The following is a 22,225-nucleotide window of genomic DNA, read 5'->3' as shown; positions in this document are numbered from 1 at the left end:
TGTTATCTCACCAGTTCCTCCAGGCTGCCAAATATAGCTTGTGCCGATTTCATCTTGGATTCATTGCCGACCACACAGAAGAAATTCTGTTCCGTCACCGTCTTAAGCAGTCCGGCATAGTGCCTGATATCTTCCGGTGTTGCCGAGAAGATTTCATTTCGCTCCCGCTGCAGCTCTTCTACGGTAATCTGTTCAAAATAATGCCGGTCCGCCCGCCGCCGGAGTGCGCTGGGACTGAGCGGCAATTCAAACATCGCCAGCGTGCCGATTATCGCTTGGGTCATCTCTTCTGCATCCGCTTTAAAGCTTTCGGCAAAGCGGTAGGCCTGATCGTAGACCTCGAGCGTCTCCTGCAGATTCGGGTCCCGATAGGAAGTGAACAAAAGCACCCCGTCTCTGCGCAGGAGCAGATTCCCGCCATACGCCCCGCCTTTTACCCGCACCGTGTTCCAGAGGTGCGTGAGGCTGAGGATTTTTTTGAGCACCTGCATCTTGCCTGAATAGACAAAACCAAGCTTGGTGAAGTCATACCCCTTAACCACATACTGCACCTGGCTTGCGGACATGAACCCTTCGTTACTTCCGAGATTTTGCGCCTTAAGCTTAGGTTGCGGCTCCACCGGCCGGTCTTGGATGTCCAGTTGTGCCAAATGTGCAGCGAACTCTGCATAGATATCTGAAGTCCCCGTCACAGAAAGCGTTAAATTCCGCTTATTGAACAAGGCTGTACAGATCCCCTTTAGGGTTTCAGAGAGCTGTTCGACCTGGAGGTCTATACCGTCTGCAAGCTCCCGGATAAAACGGTAATAGGCCACGCCGCCGAGCTGTTCCTCATATGCCCCCATGTCGGAGAAATAGGACAGCAAACGGCTGGCTGCGATTTCATTGCCTTTCTGGTTCAGGACCGATTCCATATGCGAGGCTTCCCGGCGAACAATTTCCTGCAGCTTGGTGAAGTTATCCAGATTGCTGCCGTAGAGCAGCTCGTGAAGCAGCTTCAGAGATTCGCCAATGCTGCCTTCCATAACTTTGATGCGTGCGCTGAATTTGGGCTGATAGCCTGCTTGCGAATTTTTATTGGCTCCAAACACCTCATTCTGAAAACGAATCCCCCCGGTTCTTATCCCAATTTCAGCCGTAAGTTCTTCAATACTGTAAGCTGCAGTCTCCAATTGCCCGAGCGCTCTCGCCAGCAGCACAAGATAAGGAATCTGTTCCGCCGCAAGAACCCCTGTGTCCCAATATAGCTTGATATAGGCAATTTTGTTCGTGGGCAGCTCATGGTGAATCAGCTTTATCCCTTCCAGCATGTACTCCTGTGTAGGAACTTGAGGAGAAACGCTGCGGTTAATGTCCTGAAGAGACAGCTTCGGAAGCTTGTGCAGATCCTCGGCCGCGTCCGGACGGCCCTGCCGTTCCAGCAGGTTCTGTGTACGCTGAATGAGCTGCCCGAGCTGTGCCGGGGACAGGGATGCCTTATATTCGGCAAGCTGCTGACGGATGGACGTTTCCTTGTCGGCTGCCAGAGTAGCAGAAGGTTGGAGTATTACTACACTGCAGTGGTCACTGTTCAGCAAATAGGTTTCGATCAGCCGCTCAAAATAACGGTCTGCACATTGTTCCCGGATGGAAGCAATCAAAGCTTCATACTCCAAATGGGTTGTGGGTGAGCCATCGTACAGCCAGGACTTCATAACCTCAATATTATAGGTCAGCCCTTTCGGGTATTGGATAAAGTCTGCTTCACGCAGTTCAAATTCTTTGCTGTTGACCGCAGCCAGCACCAGCTTCTCATCCAGCCCCTCCGCAGCAAGGCGGCTTAATGTAGTTCGGACCAGGTCCAGAAAAGCATCCTTAGCAGAAGGATTGGAATGGGTCAATGTAATGCCCAGCATCGGCTGAATCATACTATCGGAATAAAAAGCAAACACGTCTTTGCCCAGACCGCTTTCGAGCAGCGCCCGTTTTAGCGGAGCCGCGTTGCTGTCCATCAGCATGTTTTTCAGAATAGCAAAAGAGAGATTCAGTTCCCGGTCCAAGGATGTGCCGATCACATAGTTCATACTCAGATAGGTCTTGTCAGCAGCGGTTTCGGTTTCCAGAATGGGGTATTCCGCCGCAAGCTCCGTCATTCCGGTCGGTTGCTGAAGAGCAATGGCGGTATCGAAATCATCGCGGTTGTACGATTTTAGATATTCCTGGTGGATGAACTCCAGCCGCTCTTCGATATTAACGTCCCCATACAGATAAAAATAGCTGTTGGACGGGTGGTAATATTGGCTGTGCGCAGCAAGGAACTGCTCATAGGTCAACGCAGGAATATCCTGCGGATCTCCGCCCGAGGAATACCGGTAAACCGTGTCCGGGTACAGCGACTTTTTGATCCTGTCAATCAGTACCGTAACCGGCGAGGAATAGGAGCCTTTCATCTCGTTGTATACCACGCCTTTGTAGATCAGCTCATCCTCCGCATGCTGCAGTTCGTAATGCCAGCCCTCCTGCTCAAAAATCTCCTGCTGCCTGTAGATATTCGGCTTAAACACACTGTCCAGATAGACCTCCATCAGGTTGGAGAAATCCTGGTTATTCCGGCTTGCCACCGGATACATGGTCTTGTCGGCAAATGTAAATGCGTTCAGAAACGTCTTCATCGAGCCTTTAAGCAGCTCCACAAACGGTTCCTTTACCGGATATTTATCGGAACCGCACAGCACTGAATGCTCTAAAATATGAAAGACTCCCGTACTGTCTCCGGGCGGAGTCCGAAAGCTTATACTGAACACCTTGTTGTCATCTTGATTCTGTACAAAAAGCAGCCTCGCGCCGCTTGGCTTATGCTCCAACGTGAATACCGTAGATTCAATTTCCCGGATATATTCCTCATGTACAACTTGAAATCCAGAATAGATCTGGCCTGTTTTTAAGCTGCTCATAGTTTTCTCTCCTCTACTAGGGCTGACCTGACTCCATGAGCTTATCATATTCCGGGTTGCCTGTACCATCAGTAGAGAACTTCCGGTATCAATTTCTGCACTCTGACCAAGATTGCCGCGGCCTGTTCACGGACCAGCACCTGCTTGGGATGAAAGCGGCCGCCGTCTCCGGTCATAATCTCATGCTCGTTCACCGCCTGAATTGCCTGGCGGCTGTCCTGCGGCAGGTTGGATGTGTCACCAAACTTCACGCGGCCGGCACTTCCATAGGTGGATAGGCGCGCGGCCTTGGCAACCATAACTGCCGCTTCTTCACGGGTAATGCCGCGGGACGGAATCCGGTACCGGATTGACCTGTATTAATGTCCCGAATGCGGATTCGCGCCGGAGGCAGGAGAGATCTCCAGCATATCATCGATTTCACTTTGCGCACCGTTAGTAAGTGTACCGGTGTCGCCGGTCAGCCAGGCGTGGTTGTACGGACCCTCCGCAGGAGAGTCCTTGAATTTAGGTTGAAGCTCCATCGTGTAATTCATTAATGAATCCGGCAGGCCGTCTTTTTCGGTGAATACCAAGGGAGCATGTTTGCCCAGGTGTGAGAACGGTGCAGCAGCAATCGCCAGCATAGTTGAATCTGGGGTCAGCACCGACAGGTTATGTCCTGGAGTTGTGATGCCCCAGCCGAAACCGTTACTCTCATCTTTGAACCTGGCAAAAGCGACCGCGTTAGCATAGGGGTCATCACCGGAAATACGGGTTACCGATCCGTATTCCTTAAGCTGTGCTTCAACGTCTGCGGAGACCGCAGATGTTGGACCGAGAAGGTAGATGGCCGCACTGCCGTTACGGGCTTTAAGTGCCTCAGCGGTAGCCGCCGGAATTACATCCTTGCTCACATAGAGCAAGGGTTCCGGCATATGCGCGATCCAATTGACCGCTGGCAGTGTATATTCTGGACTGTCCATGGAGCCGATAATGACACTTTGCGGTAAGCTGCCGGACACTTTTGCATAATAATCATCGATCGACTTCGCAATGTCCGCCGCGTTCTTCCCTTCAATCTTGTCTATCTTTAAACCAAGCTTCTCCAACTGCTCCTCCGCGCCTTCAGCCACTGGTCCGACCAGAACCGCCTGAATTCCATTGTTGCTCTCTGCTCCCATCGGCTTCAGCCGTTTCAGCTCCGTCAGGGTGGCTTCGGGGATACCGTCTTTGGTGAAAAACAGAACCGGACCATTGCTTGGATGATGAATCAAGTCCGTGCTTGCTGCGGCAATCTGCCAGCTGCTGACATCGGTTAGGACTACACTGGCAGGCCGGTTACTCTTTGTTTCCGCTGTCCACAGCGTTTGGGACACCAGAACCGCTGCTTGGATAGGGTCTGAGGTATTGATGCGGGTTGTATTCTTGGTAGCGAGCCAGGGTGCGGAGACTGTAGCTGGTGATCCGTTGTCCGGCTGAGCAGATGTTGAATTATTTCCCGCCGAACAGCCTGCCAGAGCCGCTCCCAGCAATATAGTAGTCAAGGCAGTGGTCCATATATTTTTGTTCATCGTGTACCTCCATTTAACTGCTCACGCGATTTTAAATAGAAGTGTACCCAATAAATATGAAGAAAGTATGTAGAATTGCAATAATTAAAAAATAACTATTATCTGAAAGTCATTCATGTTTCCAGAAGGCCGTGCTGCAAGCCAGTCAGAAAAGTTGATTTTTGAGGGATTTGTGATATAGATGATCTTAAAAATCCGTATTCTTCATTGTGATAACAATAGGCATCCATGCGCCGCAGCGGCACCTTAGAGGGATACACATATAAACGAATAATGAATTTGCCAGATAGGATGCAGTATGGATGTTTTCATGTAGGGATGTACTATAATTTCGAGGAAACTGGTAATGAACTGACAGCTATAAGTAAAACGCCGTTGGCGCCACATCCTGTTCCGCAACCCAACAGCCCCGGCAGGCTAGACCCTGCCGGGGCTGTTGGGTTAGTGACAAAAGTGAAGCGGTCTCAACTTGCCATAGTTCGTTTGCGTGCTGCGTATGGAATGTTCTTTTTACCAGGCAACACGGATAATCAGACCTTTGGGATCGCCTACCTCCAGGTAGGCGGCTTGGCCGTTGACATCATCATACGGAAAGCCGTAGGCCAGGCGGTTAATGCTATGATCATGCCAAAACTTCGCATAATAGTTGGCCGGAGCGGCGTTGTAATAGTTGGCTACATTGTTCCAGTTGCCGGTTGTATAGACATGGCGGTTGATCGCAGCCGCAGTTGCGGCATCGGTCAGCGCTCCGTCACAGCGCAGAATATCCTGGGTGTTGTAGCTGGAATAACCGGCGAAATAGTTGGCATTGGCTCCGCCTGCGGCAAAAGATCCATGGATCGGTGCCACAATCCGGTACGGCGCCTGAACCGTAGCTAACGATTTGAAGGCGGCCGGCACTTCGTTCTGATATTTTGTAAATAATCCGGCACGGGTTTCCGATTCAAATTCGCCTACCGTTTGGTCAAAAGACCCGGACTTATTTACCAGCCGGTGCTGGATCGGGAAACCGAAGCCGTCAACGCGGGTAGTATTGCCATGGTAACCGGCATCATCGACTGTAAATTCCACAAAATCAAAGTAGATATTGCGGTTCGGATCGGTCGGATTATCGACGTTCGGTCCGGCGAAGCCGTCGTTATATGTCTTGATGTACAGGGGTGTGCCTACACTGAGGAACATGCGCCCAGAGGTGATTTTGGGCATGTTGACCCAGGAAGCCTCGCTGACCGTGTGATAAATATTCGCGTAATTCACGCCATTTTTGGTCAGATGCCCGGAAGCGTCATTCAGCGCCGTGGAGATCGGTACAAGATTTCCGTTCAAATCCAGGTAACTCCATTGTTGGTTGACCGGATTAATCCCCAGAACCCCCCAGTAAATCTGGCTGTCTGAGTATGCACCGCCTGTCCCATTCATTACTTTTACGGAGATTGAACCGTTTGGCGCAACAGGAATGGATGAGGCTGGAACAGAATAGATTGAACCTGAGGGATTCGAAGGCGGCGTTGTCGGTGTAGGTCCCCCATTGTAAGTGAACCAACCGGTGTCATACGCCGGCGTTCCATTATTGTAGGTGAAGAAATAAGTGAGGGCCGTGCCGCTGGCAACACCCGTTACTGCTTGTTCATAACGGGCTTTGCTGCTGTTGTACGTCATGCGGAAATTCATCTGTGTGCCATTGTTAAGCTTGTAATGCACATCCACCCAACTTGTGTTCACTGTGGATTTGAACCAGATCGTTGCCGTGGTACCCGACAAATCGACACCTTGCGTGTAGTCGGCGGCCTCGGCCTTGGAGCCGAACAGCGGGAAGCAGGAAATCAGCAGCAGGAGCGCGAGCACAGACATTAGCCATCTTTTTCTCATCGCAATCTACCTCCAATAAATGGTTTAGGTTCAATCACGCACCATAATTGTATGCGTTTTCAACTATGATTATAGTATTCCTGCTACCTTTTTAGTAGGATCAGAATTTCGGTTTTTGTCCCCATATTTTGGGTGAAACGATTTGATGAAGAGGTTTAGCGTCATTTTTGCTGCAAAAAAAGAAAAAAACCTTAATTCTCCAGAGTCCAGGAGTATTAAGGCTTTTTGAAACGTATGTTATGAAGATACGGGGAATTGTGCCTAAAGTCAATTTGAGGGCTTCACTGCAGATTTATAGATACCGGCAATAACCTCCAGCGCCTTGATCCCCTCGCTCGCGTCGATCCAGAATTTCCGTCCTTCTCTGACGTGCTTGTAGAAATCCAGGATTAACCGCTTATGGCTGGTTCCCCAGTAGGATTTGCCTTCGACCGCAGTGGAGACGGGCTCAGACAGCAGTGTTTCTTGGCCGTCTTTCCAGAGATACAGGCAGTCTCTGCGCAGCAGGAGCGTACCTTGTTCAAAGATAAGCTCCATTTCTACCGGAGAATTCACGGAATAAGCATTCGTACCGTAGAAAAGCCCCCGGACATTATTCTTGAAGCGAATACAGGCGTGTGCCGTATCCTCCACCTCGATGACTTCATTCAGCACGTCGGTGGTCACACTTCCGGTGACAGAAGCAATCTCGCCCCCGAACCATTGCAGCAGATCAAGGGTATGGATCGTCTGGTTAATCAGCACTCCGCCGCCTTCGGTAGCCCATTTGCCCCGCCAGCTGCTCTCCGTGTAATAGTCTTCGCTCCGGTGCCATGTCACAATCCCCTTCATGCAGATGAGCTGACCCATAATACCAGAATCGATGGTCTCTTTGATCCGTATGGAAGGGGCATTATAGCGGTTCTGAAAGACCACGCCAAGCTGACCCTTGCTGGCTGACGCCGCTTCCTGCATGCGCCGGGCAGATGGCACATCCAATGCCATGGGCTTCTCGGTTAAGACATGATGGCCTGCCTGCAGAAACTCCGCTGCCATCGGTGCATGCAGATGATGCGGCGTGCATAAATGGACAATGCCGATATCCGTTCTCCCAAGAAGCTGCCTGTAGTCTGCTGCTGCCTCACAGCCGTAATCATGGGCAGCTTGATCCGCCCTTACAGGATCTGTGTCAACAACAGCCACCAGCCGGGCGCCTTCCATGGATTGAATAGCGTTGGCATGCAAGGGAGCGATTGCCCCGCACCCGATGATGGCTGCTCCTATTGTACTCATCCAATTCACCTTCCGCTTTGGTCTGACTTCTGACCGGCTATCTGAGTGTATCCGGGGTGAGGTTCAGCGCCTGGGACTGCGCCTGAAGACACAGCTTCGCAGCTTTGAATACATGAGCCTGGGTCATCGCCAGCTCTGTGCGCTCCAGGCAGTCCAGAATCAGCTCTCCGAAGAAAGGAAACCCAACCTTCCCGGCCACGTGCTCATAATGCTCACCTTGTCCGTCTACCCAAAATACATGATCCGGTGTGTTCGAACGGGCAATATCGCTGTATTTGCGCAGCTCCATGTACCCTTCGGTTCCCATGATAATTGTCCGGCCATCTCCCCATGTACCGAGCCCGTCCGGGGTGAACCAGTCCACGCGGAAATATTGGGTCGTCCCATTGTCGCCGACCAAGGTCGCATCGCCGAAATCCTCAAGCTCCGGGTAGGCAGCATGATTGTAGTTGGCAACCTTGCTGTGCAGCACTTTAGCATCCAAGCAGTTTCCATAGTAGAGGAATTGCTCAATCTGGTGACTTCCGATATCACAGAGGATGCCTCCATACTTCTCGCGCTGGAAGAACCAGCCGGGACGGCTGGGCGCATTTAGACGGTGCGGTCCCATCCCGATCACCTGAAGCACCCGGCCGATAGCTCCCTGACGGATCAGCTGCCCGGCGTAGACCGCACTTTCCACATGCAGCCGTTCGCTGAAATAACACATGTATTTGCGTTTTGTCTTCTCTGACTGCAGCCGTGCCGCTTCAAGCTGCTCCATCGCGGTAAATGGGGCTTTGTCCGTAAAATAATCCTTCCCGTGAGCCATTACACGCAAGCCCAGCGGCCCCCGCCCGGAAGGTACCGCCGCTGCCGCCACCAGGCGGACCTCAGGGTCTTCAAGGACTTCTTCTTCTGATCTGGCGGCCCGGACTCCCGGATAGGCGGCGATGAAGGCTTTGACCTTTTCGGGGTCAGGATCATATACCCATTTCAATTGCGCTCCGGCTTCCACCAGCCCGTTGCACATACCATAGATGTGACCATGGTCCAGTGCGATTGCTGCGATTACAAATTCACCCGGTCCAACCACCGGTTTTGCCTCATGCCTGGGTGCATAATTCATTCCGTCTTTGCGGCTCATCCTTCTTCCCCCTCGTCTCGTTATAGCAGTGTGTGCAGATAGTCCAGGCTGATCTTCAGGCTCTCGAACGGGTTGCGGCGGCAGACATCCTGCTCAACGACAAACCACTCTACCCCGGTCTCACGGCAGGCCTCAATAATCGCCGGGTAATTCATATTTCCTTGGCCGATCTCGGCAAATTCCGCTTTTCTTGCAACTACCGCCATATCCTTCAGATGCACAACCCGCATTCTGTCCTTGACCCTGTGAATCCAATCTACCGGACTTCCCCCGCCGGCCTGAACCCAGTAGAGATCCAGCTCGAAACCGAACGCCTCAGGGTCCGCCTCCTGGAGCAGCACTTCAAGTCCTGTGACGCCATCCAGACGCTCGAACTCAAAATCGTGGTTATGATAGACGAATTGCAGTCCATGCTTCTGCTTCAGAACAAGAGCGATTTCGGAGGCCTTCTTGGCAAAAGTGCGGTAGCCCTCTTGACTGGTCTGGTATTCCCCTGGCAGCGCACCAAGTCCGACATAATTGCAGTTCCAGAGCCTATGCTCAGCGGCCAGCGCGTCAAGATCATTCACCAGCCTGTTCCAGGGAACATGTGTCGCACAGATGGCAAGTCCGGCTTCATCCGCATATTGCTTCACCAGCTGCGGATCAATCGGGCCAATACCTGAAACCTGCACTGCCTGATAGCCGATGTCCTTCACTTTAAGGAAGCTCTCCCGCAATCCTTCCGGAGTCTGGGTGAATTCCCGCAAGGTATACATCTGCGCAGCAATCGTTGAAGTCTTCATAGGTTATTTCACTCCTTGAATAGTTAATGTGTTCCGGTTACATTCAGCGTTTTTTGCACAGTTGTATCCTTCTGAAAGGTGGAATTTTGCACTTTTTCCATCAGCTTCTCATGGAACAGATCGCTGTCAATCGGCAGCTCCACCCAGTTGTCTGTCCATGCGGACAGATACATAGCGTTCGAAAGCGTCAGGCCATGGATGCCTTCTTCCCCCGGCGCCAGCAGTGGTTCACCGTGCAGAATTGCATTCGTAAAATTACGCAGGATGCCTATATGCTGCTCACCATTCCCGTGTTTCACCGGGATTTCGCATTTCCAGCATTCCGGTGCTCCGAAGCCGCCCTTAAATTCAGCATTGAAAACCGGCTCCGGTGTGCGCAGCCGCCAGAAGGTCAGGGTATCGTCCTCAATGACGATTTTTCCGTTGTCACCGGTTATTTCAAAACGGTTCGTTCCCGGGGCTTCCCCGGTCGTCGTAATGAACAATCCGGTGGCTCCGTTCGCATACTCGACATAAGCGGTTACATCATCTTCGACCTCAATCTTCCGGTATTTGCCAAAGTGGCAAAATGCCCGGATGCGCGTCGGCATCATCCCTGTGGTCCACTGCCAGAGATCCAGCTGGTGCGGGTCCTGATTCAGCAGCACTCCACCGCCTTCTCCGGCCCAGGTCGCACGCCAGCCGCCGGAATCGTAATAGTTCTGCGACCTGTACCAGTTGGTGATAATCCAATTCGTGCGGCGGATCTCGCCAAGCTCGCCGGTGTGAATCAGCTCCCGCAGCTTTTGGTAAATCGGATTCGTCCGCTGATTGTACATAATACCGAATTTGCGGTCCGACTTTGCCGCAGCCTCGTTCATTTCCTGGACGGCTTTGGTGTACACCCCGGCAGGCTTTTCAATCAGGACATGAAGCCCATAGCCCAGCGCCTCGATCGCCAGCGGCGGGTGGTCATAATGGGGGGTTGAGATTAATACGGCATCAATCGTCCCGGACTGAAACATTTCTGCTGCCGTACTGAAATGCTTCACCTTCCCCGGTAATTGTTCCGCAGCCCATTCCAGGCGTTCAGGGCTGATATCGCATACCGCAGCCAGCTCGGCCCCTTCCACATCGTCCCCCAGACTAAGGGCATGGGCCCGGCCCATATTCCCGATGCCAATAATTCCATAACGTACCTTTGCCATCTCTAGGATCACTTCCTAATTTCAGATTATGATATGAGGATAACCTTAATCTCTGGGCGTGAACATGACTGGAATTAAGAACAATTTGTATATAATTAAGATGTATTAGTTAAATGAAAGCGGTATAATAGAATGAATTCCTTTTCAAAGGAGCAGAACAATGGATCTCTTGAACAGGCAGGGGCACCTGCTGCAGAATCTGAACGTTACCGTGACTTATGCCCAGCTCAGCACGAAGTACCCCGGCTGGAACCGCACGAACGAGACGCCCTCCTTCAACCGGCTTTATTTTATTGACTGCGGTGAAGGTAAAGTGATTATTAACGGTGTCACCTATTATCCCAGGCCGGGGCAATTAATGATTATGCCTGCCGGCTCCACACAGACAACGGAAACATCGCCCAATAATCCTTATGCCCGCTACTTTTGCCATTTCGATGCCCATATTGGCGAATGGCCGCTGTTTCATTCCGCGAACAAGCTGTATATCAGCGATGCGGCTGACCCGGATGCAGTCCGGGCGGTTTTTACCGAGATGATCAGACTTTTTCAGGACGACAGCTTCCTGTCCAAGATCCGTCTTCAGGCTGCGCTGCTCAATCTTCTGGCGTTGTGTCTGGAAGCTGGCGGCTACTCTGATTTCATGGATGACCTGCTCCATACCAGTGATCAGGGCAAGCTGGCCCATGTGCTTGAATATATTGACCAGCGGCTGATGCGGCCGCTTGAGGTCGAGGAGCTGGCAGAGCTGGTGCATCTGCATCCGAACTATTTCATCCCGTATTTCAAAAAATTCATGGGGCTAACCCCTATGCATTATGTACAGCTCAAACGGATGGAGCTCGCCAAAAAACAGCTGTCCTATACCAGCTTCAGCATCTCCGATATTGCCGAGCAGGTGGGGATGGAGCTGGCGCATTTCTCGAAATATTTCAAAAAAACAACCGGAGTCTCCCCCTCGGCATACCGGAGCAGCACGCGATAAACTCAAGCGGGAAACTTACCTAATATCCGCAGTTGGTGAAGAGATTTAACAAATCATCGAGGGAAGCGCTATCGCGCAGTGCCCTATAGAGAGGAAGTGCAATTCATGGCCGAATTAGCCTTGCAGCCTGCACTTGCAGGCAAAGTTGCTGTCATTACCGGAGGAGCGGGTGTTTTAGGCGCCGTTATGGCCCATGAGCTGGGACGCCAGGGAGTCAAGGTCGCCATTCTGAACCGGACTGTGGACAAAGGGGACTCCCTTGCTGCCGAAATCAATGCCGCCGGAGGCCAGGCCATTTCTGTGGCCTGCGATGTTACAGAAGACAGCAGTGTGCACCGTGCCGCCGCTGAAGTCCTGAACCATTGGGGACCCTGTGATCTGTTAATCAACGGGGCCGGGGGCAACCAGCCGTCAGCGGTCACAACCAAAGAGATCTTTACGGAAGGCGATCTCGAGAACCCGGAAATCACCTCCTTTTTCGATCTTTCTGCCACCGGCTTCCGTCAGGTCATGGACCTCAATCTGATTGGTACGCTCATTCCCACACAGATTTTTGCCAAGCAAATGCTCGGACGCCCGGGAGCTTCGGTTATTAACATCTCTTCCATGAGCGCCGCCGCGCCGATGACCAAGGTCCCTGCCTACAGCGCTGCGAAGGCGGGTGTCAACAACTTCACGCAGTGGCTGGCCGTCCATCTGGCCGAAGCCGGCATCCGGGTCAATGCCATTGCACCGGGCTTTTTCCTCACGAAGCAGAATGAGAGGCTGCTGCTCCGGGAAGATGGAGAACTATCCGAACGTTCGCACAAGATCATCTCCCAGACCCCTATGCGCCGCTTCGGCAAGCCGGAAGAGCTGCTGGGTACCCTGCTTTGGCTCGCGGACGAAGGTATGTCCGGTTTTGTGACAGGGATTACGGTTCCGGTAGACGGCGGTTTCTTGGCATACTCGGGGGTGTAGCGAGGCCCCTGTTAATAATTATGCATCTAGGCCCGTTCTTTTCTTTCGGCATACATATACGAAGGCTGGAGGAAGATTCCGGGGAACAAAACAGATCTGCTCAATTACAAAATGCTGTTCCAATTGCTTTTTCATCTGCTTGCTGTATTGAAAGGCAATAAACAAGCCCTCTTCCTTCAAAGAGCTTACGATTTGCCCCATGAGCAGATCTCTGACGCTTTGCGGGAAATTGAAAAAAGGAAGTCCGCTCAGGATGCAATCCAGCGGCCCGCAGTTATCATTATGGAGGGCAAGCTCCAGCCTGAGGCAGTCAGCGTGACAAGCGTAGCCCGGATAGGCTGCCCGCAGCCTTTTCCGCAGAAACGGGTCTTTTTCAAACAACATGACCTTTGTATCTGCGGTGGCCGACCTTTGAATATGCCTTGTAATTGCACCTGTACCTGCGCCAAGTTCGGCTATAGCTTGAACCTGATGCCATGGAACCTGCTTCGTCATCACCGCTGCCAATTCTGCAGAGCTTGGTGCAAAACTGCCAACCTGCCGCGGAAACCGCAAAAATTTATATAGAAATACCGCCCTCTCTTCAACCCAATCGCTCATTTTCATCATTATATCTTTGAACCCCCTTACTCTGATGGTTCCAATCTTAACTGAACAACCTTTAGAAAAAGTTTGGGGAATTCTGAATTTATTCTGAAGAAAGATACAGCAATCCATAAGAAATCTGGCTGAGGGGTTTTGCTACAATGGACAGGTCGGACGGATTATAACATCACAAAAAAGAGAGGATGTTGTTTACATGGCCAACTTTACAGCTTACCTGATGTCGGAGGACGCCAAAGCCCAAGCCGGGTTCTATATTCAGGCGCTTGGCGGCAAAATGAATTCCATCACCACACACGGGGAATTGCCGGATGCGCGTGAGGATTTGAAGGACAAGGTGATCAATCTCAGCTTTAACGCCGCCGGAGTGCACTTCATGATGTCTGATTCTATTTTCGAGCCGGTTAGCTATGGCAACTCGGTTAATTTAAATTTGGAATTCGCGGATGAAGCGGAAGCCCGTGAAGCTTTTGAGAAGCTCGCGGAAGACGGAGTGGTCAAGGAAGCAATCGCCCCCGCCTTCTGGGGTGCATTGTACGGACATGTTCAGGATAAATTCGGCATCCTCTGGATGATCACAACTGTGCCTAAGCAGGTCCAATAGCAGGTTGTTTTACGTATTCTTCTAAATGCAGGCGTCCCTTGTTCTTATCCGGGGACGTCTTTTAGCTGTATGGCCTGCCCCTCCTCTTCTAAGCCAATCCAAAAGCAAACACCAGCACATAACCGAGCGCAGACAGCAGAACCGAACCGGCAAGTCCGGCCAGAAATGGCTTTTTCCCCATCCGGCCAAAGGTTTTCAAATCCACGCCCAGACCCATTCCAACCATAGCCATCGCCAGCAAAAGGTAGGCCAGGGCAATAAGCCCGCTTGCGAGCTTCACCGGAATAATGCCTAAAGTATTGACGCCGCTCATCAATAGAAAACCGAGGATAAACCAGGGAATCGGCAGTCTTTTCCATTCAATAGTTTTTCGTTTCTCTTGGAATTGTTGTTCCTTTGAAGTTTCCTCCGCACTCGCCTGCTTGCGTTGTCTGTAACTTTCCCGGCACCCGATGACGACTGCGACAGGGATAAGCATGGCCACACGGGTAAGCTTCACTATGACTGCCAGATCGGCAGCCTCCTTGCCCGCCGGAGCAGCCGCAGCAATGACGTGGGCCACCTCATGAAGTGTGCCCCCGGCAAAGATTCCGTAGCCTGACGGGCTCAATCCCAGGAATGGATACAACAGCGAATAAGCCAGTGTAAAAATCGTCCCCAGAATAGCCACCGTCGCCGCTCCTACAGCTGTCTCATGTTCAGATGCTTGGATCTGGGGGGCAATCGCCGCGACTGCCGCCGCCCCGCAAATGGCCGTGCCGCAGGCCGTCAGCAACCCTAACCTTCTGTCGATTCCGAACCACTTGGCAAATCCATATACAGTAAACAAAGTAATTGCGATATTGATTACAGCAATGGCGAATACCTTCGGTCCGGCAGCCAGGATATCGGCAAAATTAAGTCTCATTCCCAGCAGGATGATCCCCGCCCGAAGCAGTTTTTTGCTGGAAAACTGAATACCGGTCACGGCTTTCTGCGGGACACCTGCAACGCCCCTAAGCGCGATTCCCAGCAGGATTGCCAATACGAGCTGCCCCATTATATTCAGCAGTGGCAGCAAGGCCAGATACTTGGCCGCCACAGCGAGCAAAAACGTGATTCCGATTCCCTGGATAAAACCCGGGTGCCAATAAGTAATGCGGTACAGCTTATGCGTATGATTCATCTGCTTCACTCTCCGTCCGCCGCGTATGGCAGCAATGTTCTACAGCTCCACTATAAGAGCCTTGCACATGAAAGTGAAATACAGCTTTGCTATTTTAATCATTAGTTTTTATTATGATTAAGGCAAATAGATATGGTAAAATGGCCTATAGTATAGTTATAACGGCTATGTATTCATTTTAAAATGAGGGATTATTATGATTGTCGATGCACTTAAAGTGTATGTTACTGTGGTGGAGCAGAGCCATTTCTCCAAGGCGGGTGAGCTGCTGAATCTGTCGCAGCCCGGCGTGAGTCTCCATATCCGCAACCTGGAGAATGAGCTTGGAACCAGACTGCTGCACCGCTCGCCGAAGCAGGTCCGTATGACGGAAGCCGGAACTATATTATACAAATACGCCAAGCAGATTCTCTCCCTGTACGACGACGCGGGCCGTGAAATTCGTCTGCTGCGGGATGAAGTAACGGGAAATCTTCAGATCGGGGCAAGCTTTACGATTGGAGAATATATTTTGCCTGCGAGGTTAGCCGAATTTGCCAGACAGTATCCGCTTGTCAGCCTCCAGGTGACCATCGGCAACACAGAAGAGATTATTGCCGCTGTAAGAGCAAATCAGCTCGATGTCGGCTTTATTGAAGGAGAAACTGCTGACCCCGAGCTTACGATCATTCCGTATATGAAAGACGAGATGATCGTCATCGCCCCGGCGGGCCATCCGCTCGCTGACAGCTTGGCCGTAGAGCAGGATATGCTGCAGGATCAGACTTGGGTGCTGCGCGAGCATGGCTCGGGTACCCGTGCTTATAGCGATCACTTTCTTCAGGAATCGGGAGTACACGTGAAACGATCCTATGTATTCAACAGCAGCCAAGGGGTAAAGGAGGCTGTTGCTGCCGGGCTGGGGCTCGGGATGCTGTCCCGGTGGATCGTGCGCAAAGAACTGGCGGGCGGTGAAATCAGCGAGCTGCGGCTTCGGCAGAGGCTGCTTGAACGGGAATTTCTGATCATCCGGCATACAGACAATCCGGAAGGTATGGCTGTGCAGATGTTCATAAAAAAGGTGCTTGCTGCGCCTGAAAAGTAACATAATGGGAGCGGCTGCCTGCGGCGCTTCAACAACGGTGTTTTTGCTGATGTTTTCGGGCAACCGGCCTGCGGCGCTTCAACAACGGCATTTTCGCCGTTGTTTCCAGGCACCCCGGCCTGCGGCGGTTCAGCAACGGCATTTTTGCCGTTGTTTCCAGGCACCCCGGCCTGCGGCGCTTCAACAACGGCATTTTCGCCGTTGTTTCCAAGGCCGCCTGTTTCTGTTTCTGACAAGTAAGTGGAAAAAGGGAACCTATTTCTTCCCAAAATCCGGAATTGTGAAGTTTAGGTGGAAAAAGGAAACTTAATCATGTGATATTACCATACCTGACGCGAAATGAGCCGAATTAGTTATCCTTTTTCCACTTAGCATGTGGATCGTAGGATGCTCAAGCAAATTAGTTATCCTTTTTCCACCTAAACTTTGGAGCGCAGGGTACTCAAGCAAATTAATGCTTCTTTTCCACTCACTCACTAATAACTCGCTAACTCACTATCTACTTTAACTTACTATCTACTTTAACTTACTATCTACTTTAACTCACTACTTACTTTAACTCACTTCCGCTTAACTCACTATCAGCTTAACTCACTAAACGCAACCCGAGAAAGTATCTGCGCTTCTTACACCAATTTCTTGATACTGCCTGCAGCACTTCAACAACTCTAGTTGTTCGCCTGTTCACTCATCTCCCCACTTACCTATAGCTATTTTGAGATAGGTTTGTGTAAGTCGGGTTTGAGTTGGGTATGAGTTGCGTTTCAGTTGCGTTTCAGTTGAGTTCAGAATGGGCTATACTCATGCCCTGTCCCCACGCACACGCTGCAGCGTAATCACACCCGCTGCAGGAACCTCAAGCGAATACACTCCGCTGTTCCAGTTCAAAGTGTATTCTGCCGTCACTGTTCCCTGGCAGTCACGCACTGTGATGTCCAGTGGACCGGAGACACGGTCCAGCTCCAGCACCAGGCGGGTGAGCAGCGTCCCGTTGACCACTTGCACCCGGTCCGGCAAATCGCCGGGTAACGGGATTACCGTATCCTGATAGGCAGCTATGACCCATTGCTGCGCTGTACGGGCAATGACCAGCGGATACAGCAGCTCAGGATGCAGCGGTTCAAGGCGGCCCTCCAGCAGCACCTCCCGGTGCTCACGCCAGAAGGAGAGCCAAAAAAACAGCAAAGCCGCATGCTCCTGCGGCAGCCGGTCCAGGCGGACCGAAATCTGCGGAACGGAGAACAACACATTAATAAACTGCAATGCGGCAGCGGCAGGAGTCTCCCGGGGGTTCCACATCAGCATATCGGCATGAGCTGGAGTCGAGCCGCAGATCAGCCGGATATCTATCGTCTTCATCCGGTTCTGCAGCGCATCGTTCGGGCAGTCACCCGCCCGGAACATATTCCCGTATTTGCGCATCAGCGGGCCAATGTAATTCTGGCGGAATTCGATCAGGATGTCCGGCTTCAGCCGGCGCAAACGGGATATGATGCCGCTCAGCAGCTTATCTACCGCTTCCGGCACGGATATGGTGTCTTGTCCGGCTCCCTTCCCGGGAGGCGAATCCTTGGCCGCATAAAAGCTGTCAACGAAATCCAGCTTGAAGCCGTCAAGGTCCCAGTCCCGGACAGCCTGCTCGTAGATGCCGGTCAGATACTCCCGTACTTCCGGGTAACGGGGGTCTGCAACCCCTGCACCCATAGCCTCATTCACATACAGCAGCTTATCCTTGAATCTATCCCAGGCCTCACTGTGCTTGCCGATGAACGGAACCGCGTACCACAGCATGAATTTCATTCCCAGATCATGAATACCGGCAACATGGGCCTTCAGATCAGGAATTTTATCCACACTCACCCTCCAGTCCCCGCAATAGGCGTAACCCCGGGCCTCGTCAGAGGTCTGCCACCCGTCATCCACAATGACTGTCTTGCAGCCCATTGCTGCCGCCAAGCAGCATTCGGCTTCCACTGCTTCAGGCTCCAGCTGCTGGTGGAAGCTGTACCAGGTTGAGTACATCGGCTCTCTGGCGGCTTCCGGAACAGGGGACGGCTCACAGCCGGGAAGTCCTGCCCACCATTCCCCTACTCCCCGGAGCGCTTCATAATAGGGATGGCTGCGGGTATCCAGCCGCAGAACAACCTCTAAATGAGCCACTGGCGGTCCGGGCTCCGCACACACTGTCACGGAGCAATGAAAGCATGAGGTTTCCTCATGCAGACCCGCATGAAGCTCCACGGGATGCAGGACATCGGAGCAGGCAAAAGTAAAAACATTGTTCCCCCGGTTCCCATACAGGCTGATGACCGGGGCCGAGGAAGTTGCCCGGGAGGAGAAGCCCTGCCACCAGTCGGGAACCAGCCCCCGGCTGCGTTCTACCGACGGATGCCACAGTCCCTGCACATCGACTGCCGGAACACTCCATTTCAGTGAAAGCTCTGGAGGCACTACCGGAGCCGGAGCAGTCAATAGGAGGCGGACATAATACACACCCTCCTCTGCGCAATCCTTCATGGAAGTGAGCGAAGCTTGATAGCTGCCGGTCTGGCCGTCCAGTCTGATTACACAGCCAGCGGTAATCGTCGTTTTCAATAGCATCTGAACTCCTTATGAGAAATTTAAGATAGCATCAGTTCCAACGATCCTTGCCAAGCTGTTGCTGCTTGCCGGTTATATTGCCTGTATGCGCCAGTGCTACATCCGGCAGGGAATGGTAATCAGAATGCAGGCTCCGATGCCGGAACGGCTGGCGATTGTTACTCCGTACCCGCTGCCGTGATGCAGCTTGATCCGGGAATCGACGTTGCGGATGCCATAGCCGATCCGTGGTCCTTCCGGCGCCAGTATCTGGCGGATGGTATCGGTATTCATGCCGACACCATTATCGATTACCTTGAACACAATCTCCGCTTCCCGCTTCTCCACGACAAGCCGGATGCCTAGTGTGGCCCCGAACCAGGCATGCTCCAGCGCATTTTCGATCAGCGGCTGCAGAATCAGCTTGACCGTTGTATACTCAAGGACCTCAGGGTCAACGTCATAATATACGCTAAGCCGTTCACCGTATTTGATGCACTGGATCGCGACATACGCTTTGGCATGTTCGATTTCTTTGCCTACTGTAGTCAGAATTTCACCACGGTTCAGGGAAAGCCTGTAGAATTTCGCCAGCTCCTGCACCATAACATGCAGCTTGTCGATATCGCCGAATTGGGCCAGACGATTTATGGAGGAAAGGGTATTGTAGAGAAAATGGGGGTTGATCTGGGCCTGCAGGGATTCAAGCTCCGCTTCCTTTTTCTGAAGATCGGCCACATAATTTTTATGAATCAGCTCCTCCATATTGCTGCCCATCCGGTTGAAGGCGATGGCAATCTGCGCCAGCTCATCATTGCCTTTGAAACGGATTCTTTTGTGGAAATCCCCATCGTGAAAAGCATTCAGCGACCCCACGATCTTCTGAATCCGCCGTGAGAAATAACCGGACACCCAAATGCCTAAAACGGCCAATACTACTGCACTGATCAGGCTGACCAGCAAGGTCATCCGGCGCACCTCGCCCGCGCTCTGGTCGAACAGGCTGTCCGGAATATAGGCTTGCAGCTGCCACCCCAGCCCGTGCAGCGGTTCGCTAAGCACAAGCCTTCCCGGCATTGTCTGAGGATTCTCCCCTTCTGCGCCTTCCGGCGAAGATTGCAGTACAGTCCTACCGCTTGCGTCAAGAACGACGAGCGTGCTGTACTCCCCGATCTTGCGGTAATCTACGGAATCGAGCAGATCGCGGATTTGCACGCTCACCCGGACCAGACCGATCTCCTTCCCCCGCTGCACATCATCCAGACGCTGCAGCAGTGAGATATTACCGTCCTTCTTATCGCGCAGAATCTGCTGCCAGCGGCTCAGTCCCGGCAGGGTGCCCGAGAATTGCAGCAGTCGGTACCAGTCCGCATCTTGTATCCGCGTCAGATGGTAGATCTCGTAACGCTTGGTGGAGAGCAGCGGATTCTGTTCCCCGTCCTTATAGAATATTTCGGGCAGTGATTCGTTCTGGAGATATAGCGACAGACCAATGTTGCTGGCTGTATAATTGAGCAGATTTTCAAGCGCAGGCATGAGCGTTTTGGTCATGGTTTCATAGCTGTACCAGCCCTGATCGTAGCGGCGCAGAGCATTCTGAAAACTGTAATTGTAGTAGAGGCTGTTCGTAATCCGTTCAATATCATCCGTGCGGTAACGGATATTGTCGCGCATTTGCCTGAGCGTCCCTTGCAGGTTCTCCCGCGTCTTTTCCCGGAGGGAATTTACGGAATGCGCATAGGCGAACAGGCCAACCGTGAGCACGGCCATCAGCAGGCACAGCACATAAGGCAGAATAAGCTTATATCCAAAAGGAATGTTCACCTTGCGCCGCATATCACAAATGTCTCCTGTAGTCGCCAGGGCTGACCCCGTAAAATTCCTTGAACTGCTTGCTGAAATGGGAGAGATTCTTATAACCGACCCGGTTCGCGGCTTCATATACCTTCAGCTTTGGATCGCCAAGCAGCACCTTCACCCGTTCCAGCCGCCTTAGTCCCACATAGTCGGAGAAGTACACTCCGGTCTCCTCATAGAAGATCTGGCCCAGGTGATTCGGGGAAAAGGAAAAGTGGTTGGCTGCATCCCGCAGCATGACATTATGCTCCAGATGCTCTTCAATATATGCCTGAATTTCCTCTACGAGCTTGCGTTTTTTTCCTTGCCGCTTGCGCTGGAGCCGTTCGGACAGCTCGAACATCCGGCGGCGGAGCCAGGATTTCATATCATCTATGGTTTCCAGGTCATATAGAATATTGAGATGCTTCCGTTCCAGCCCCAGCAGCTCATAAAAGTCCTCATTGATCGTATGCAGGTAAGCATCCAGCTTGGAGATAATGTGCAGGAACAGCTGGTAGATCTCCAGCTTGGTTTCCATATTGACCACCCAGACGAATAGCTCCTCATTGCAGTCGTCCACATCGATCAGCCGGTAAGAGGACATCGCCGCAAATAAGGACTGCAGAATACTGTCCAGATCCTTGACGGAGGCGGATATCGGCCCTCTGGCATCGGAATGGAGAATCAGCTTGCCTTTGCCCAGGAACAGCTTCAGTCTGAGCGCATTTCTGGCCTGCCGGAAGGAATTCCGCAGCTCCCGTAAATGACTCACGACAGGGCCTACACCAATGGTAACTGTAAGCGGTGTTCCCGCCACCGCCTGCTGAATCAGCCTGCGCAGTCTTGCGCGGTCTACACTTTCCTCCAGAATTAACGCGTAATGAAACCGTTCTGTTCTGCAGGCTTGAATCTGTTCCTCTGCACAATACCGCTCAATCGCCGCCTCCAGCATGTTCTCGATTTCGGCTTTGGCTCCGTCACTGTAGCCGTTCAGCTTCCAGGACATATCATCCGGCTCCAGCAGGGCCGTGTACAGTCTGGTATCGCTCCAATAAATCCCTACCCGCTGAAGCAGCGGCAGCATCTTGTCTTCATCCGGGTTCCCGTCCAGCAGCTGCATGAACAGCTCTCTGCGCAGAAGCGGCTCTGATTCGGAGAAATATCGCTCCAAATGTGAATGCTCCTGTTCCCGGTCCAGCGTCTCCCGGACCTCTTCCAGCGACCTGCGCATATCAGCATCGTCCACAGGCTTCAGAACATATCCCGACGCGCTCATGGAAATGGCCTGTTTGGCATACTGGAAATCCTCATACCCGCTGACGAAAATAATCTTCAGCTTCGGGTTCAGCTCAAGGGCTCTGCGCGCAAGCTCCATCCCTGACATGATCGGCATCCTGATGTCGGTGACCATAATATCCACGGCCTGCGATTCCAGCACCTCCAGGGCTTCAAACCCGCTGCTTGCGGCGGCGCACACCTCCATACCAAGACCTTCCCAGTTCATGAAACGCTGCAGCCCCTCCAGATCCAACAGCTCATCGTCAACCAGCAGTACCTTGTACATCCCATCCTCCCCGCATCCGATATCATTCCGCCCCCGTTAATTCAGATTATTGAATTACATAAAATAGTAAAAGGGGTACACTTGGCTTCAGTATACCCCACGGATCATGACGGCTC

At 52.2% G+C, this 22,225-nt stretch carries 17 protein-coding genes; 4 read left to right on the top strand and 13 right to left on the bottom strand.

All coding sequences use genetic code 11. The annotated features are described in order from the left end of the window. Positions 1-2 precede the first annotated feature (2 nt). The 8 genes from BLQ82_RS04675 to BLQ82_RS04640 all read right to left on the bottom strand — a co-directional run bounded on the left by BLQ82_RS04675 (position 3) and on the right by BLQ82_RS04640 (position 10,725). On the bottom strand, positions 3-2,933 hold the full coding sequence (locus BLQ82_RS04675) for an insulinase family protein (protein ID WP_062528130.1): 2,931 nt from the start codon (positions 2,931-2,933) through the stop codon (positions 3-5). Between the two features lie 68 nt (positions 2,934-3,001). Continuing rightward, the gene (locus tag BLQ82_RS04670; RefSeq protein WP_163704411.1) at positions 3,002-3,184 is read right to left on the bottom strand and encodes an S-layer homology domain-containing protein; all 183 of its coding nucleotides are present in this window, start codon (positions 3,182-3,184) and stop codon (positions 3,002-3,004) included. Between the two features lie 108 nt (positions 3,185-3,292). Continuing rightward, positions 3,293-4,486, bottom strand: coding sequence for a cell wall-binding repeat-containing protein (locus BLQ82_RS04665; RefSeq protein ID WP_062528128.1), 1,194 nt, complete (start codon positions 4,484-4,486; stop codon positions 3,293-3,295). A gap of 510 nt (positions 4,487-4,996) precedes the next feature. Continuing rightward, entirely contained in the window at positions 4,997-6,355 is a 1,359-nt protein-coding gene (locus BLQ82_RS04660) for a glycoside hydrolase family 64 protein (RefSeq protein ID WP_062528127.1), read from the bottom strand. Between the two features lie 267 nt (positions 6,356-6,622). Continuing rightward, a complete protein-coding gene (locus tag BLQ82_RS04655; RefSeq protein ID WP_062528125.1) occupies positions 6,623-7,627 on the bottom strand; it encodes a Gfo/Idh/MocA family protein in 1,005 nt (334 codons plus the stop codon). Between the two features lie 37 nt (positions 7,628-7,664). Then, positions 7,665-8,753, bottom strand: a complete 1,089-nt coding sequence (locus tag BLQ82_RS04650) for a Gfo/Idh/MocA family protein (RefSeq protein ID WP_074647765.1) — start codon at positions 8,751-8,753, stop codon at positions 7,665-7,667. Between the two features lie 20 nt (positions 8,754-8,773). Further along, entirely contained in the window at positions 8,774-9,538 is a 765-nt protein-coding gene (locus tag BLQ82_RS04645) for a sugar phosphate isomerase/epimerase family protein (protein WP_062528122.1), read from the bottom strand. Positions 9,539-9,561: 23 nt separating this feature from the next. Next, a complete protein-coding gene (locus BLQ82_RS04640; protein ID WP_062528120.1) occupies positions 9,562-10,725 on the bottom strand; it encodes a Gfo/Idh/MocA family protein in 1,164 nt (387 codons plus the stop codon). Positions 10,726-10,885: 160 nt separating this feature from the next. Between BLQ82_RS04640 and BLQ82_RS04635 the strand changes: the two genes are divergently transcribed. Next, the gene (locus BLQ82_RS04635; RefSeq protein ID WP_062528118.1) at positions 10,886-11,710 is read left to right on the top strand and encodes a helix-turn-helix domain-containing protein; all 825 of its coding nucleotides are present in this window, start codon (positions 10,886-10,888) and stop codon (positions 11,708-11,710) included. A 105-nt stretch (positions 11,711-11,815) separates the two neighbouring features. Continuing rightward, a complete protein-coding gene (locus BLQ82_RS04630; RefSeq protein WP_062528116.1) occupies positions 11,816-12,670 on the top strand; it encodes an SDR family oxidoreductase in 855 nt (284 codons plus the stop codon). Between the two features lie 18 nt (positions 12,671-12,688). Here BLQ82_RS04630 and BLQ82_RS04625 read toward each other — a convergent pair whose 3' ends face one another. Then, the gene (locus BLQ82_RS04625; protein WP_062528114.1) at positions 12,689-13,279 is read right to left on the bottom strand and encodes a class I SAM-dependent methyltransferase; all 591 of its coding nucleotides are present in this window, start codon (positions 13,277-13,279) and stop codon (positions 12,689-12,691) included. A 190-nt stretch (positions 13,280-13,469) separates the two neighbouring features. Here BLQ82_RS04625 and BLQ82_RS04620 point away from each other — a divergent pair, with 190 nt between their 5' ends. Then, positions 13,470-13,877 carry a VOC family protein gene (locus BLQ82_RS04620; protein ID WP_062528113.1) on the top strand — a complete coding sequence of 136 codons (408 nt, stop codon included), beginning with the start codon at positions 13,470-13,472 and terminating at the stop codon, positions 13,875-13,877. 88 nt (positions 13,878-13,965) lie between these two features. Here the strand turns inward: BLQ82_RS04620 and BLQ82_RS04615 are convergent, their stop codons facing one another. Further along, positions 13,966-15,042 carry a YeiH family protein gene (locus BLQ82_RS04615; RefSeq protein ID WP_062528111.1) on the bottom strand — a complete coding sequence of 359 codons (1,077 nt, stop codon included), beginning with the start codon at positions 15,040-15,042 and terminating at the stop codon, positions 13,966-13,968. A 196-nt stretch (positions 15,043-15,238) separates the two neighbouring features. Between BLQ82_RS04615 and BLQ82_RS04610 the strand changes: the two genes are divergently transcribed. Beyond that, entirely contained in the window at positions 15,239-16,126 is an 888-nt protein-coding gene (locus tag BLQ82_RS04610; protein WP_074647762.1) for a LysR family transcriptional regulator, read from the top strand. An 801-nt stretch (positions 16,127-16,927) separates the two neighbouring features. Here the strand turns inward: BLQ82_RS04610 and BLQ82_RS04605 are convergent. The 3 genes from BLQ82_RS04605 to BLQ82_RS04595 form a co-directional block, all read right to left on the bottom strand. Further along, positions 16,928-18,721 (bottom strand): glycoside hydrolase family 36 protein, encoded by a 1,794-nt coding sequence (locus BLQ82_RS04605; protein WP_062528107.1) that lies wholly within the window; start codon positions 18,719-18,721, stop codon positions 16,928-16,930. Positions 18,722-18,823: 102 nt separating this feature from the next. After that, a complete protein-coding gene (locus tag BLQ82_RS04600) occupies positions 18,824-20,542 on the bottom strand; it encodes a cache domain-containing sensor histidine kinase (protein WP_062528105.1) in 1,719 nt (572 codons plus the stop codon). Position 20,543: 1 nt separating this feature from the next. Then, positions 20,544-22,109 (bottom strand): response regulator, encoded by a 1,566-nt coding sequence (locus tag BLQ82_RS04595; protein ID WP_062528103.1) that lies wholly within the window; start codon positions 22,107-22,109, stop codon positions 20,544-20,546. Positions 22,110-22,225 lie beyond the last annotated feature (116 nt).

The organism is Paenibacillus jilunlii (genome assembly GCF_900102965.1).
Classification (GTDB): Bacteria; Bacillota; Bacilli; order Paenibacillales; family Paenibacillaceae; genus Paenibacillus_AQ; species Paenibacillus_AQ jilunlii.
Note: the sequence above shows the minus strand (reverse complement) of the source record. Positions and strands in the feature narration are given on the sequence as shown.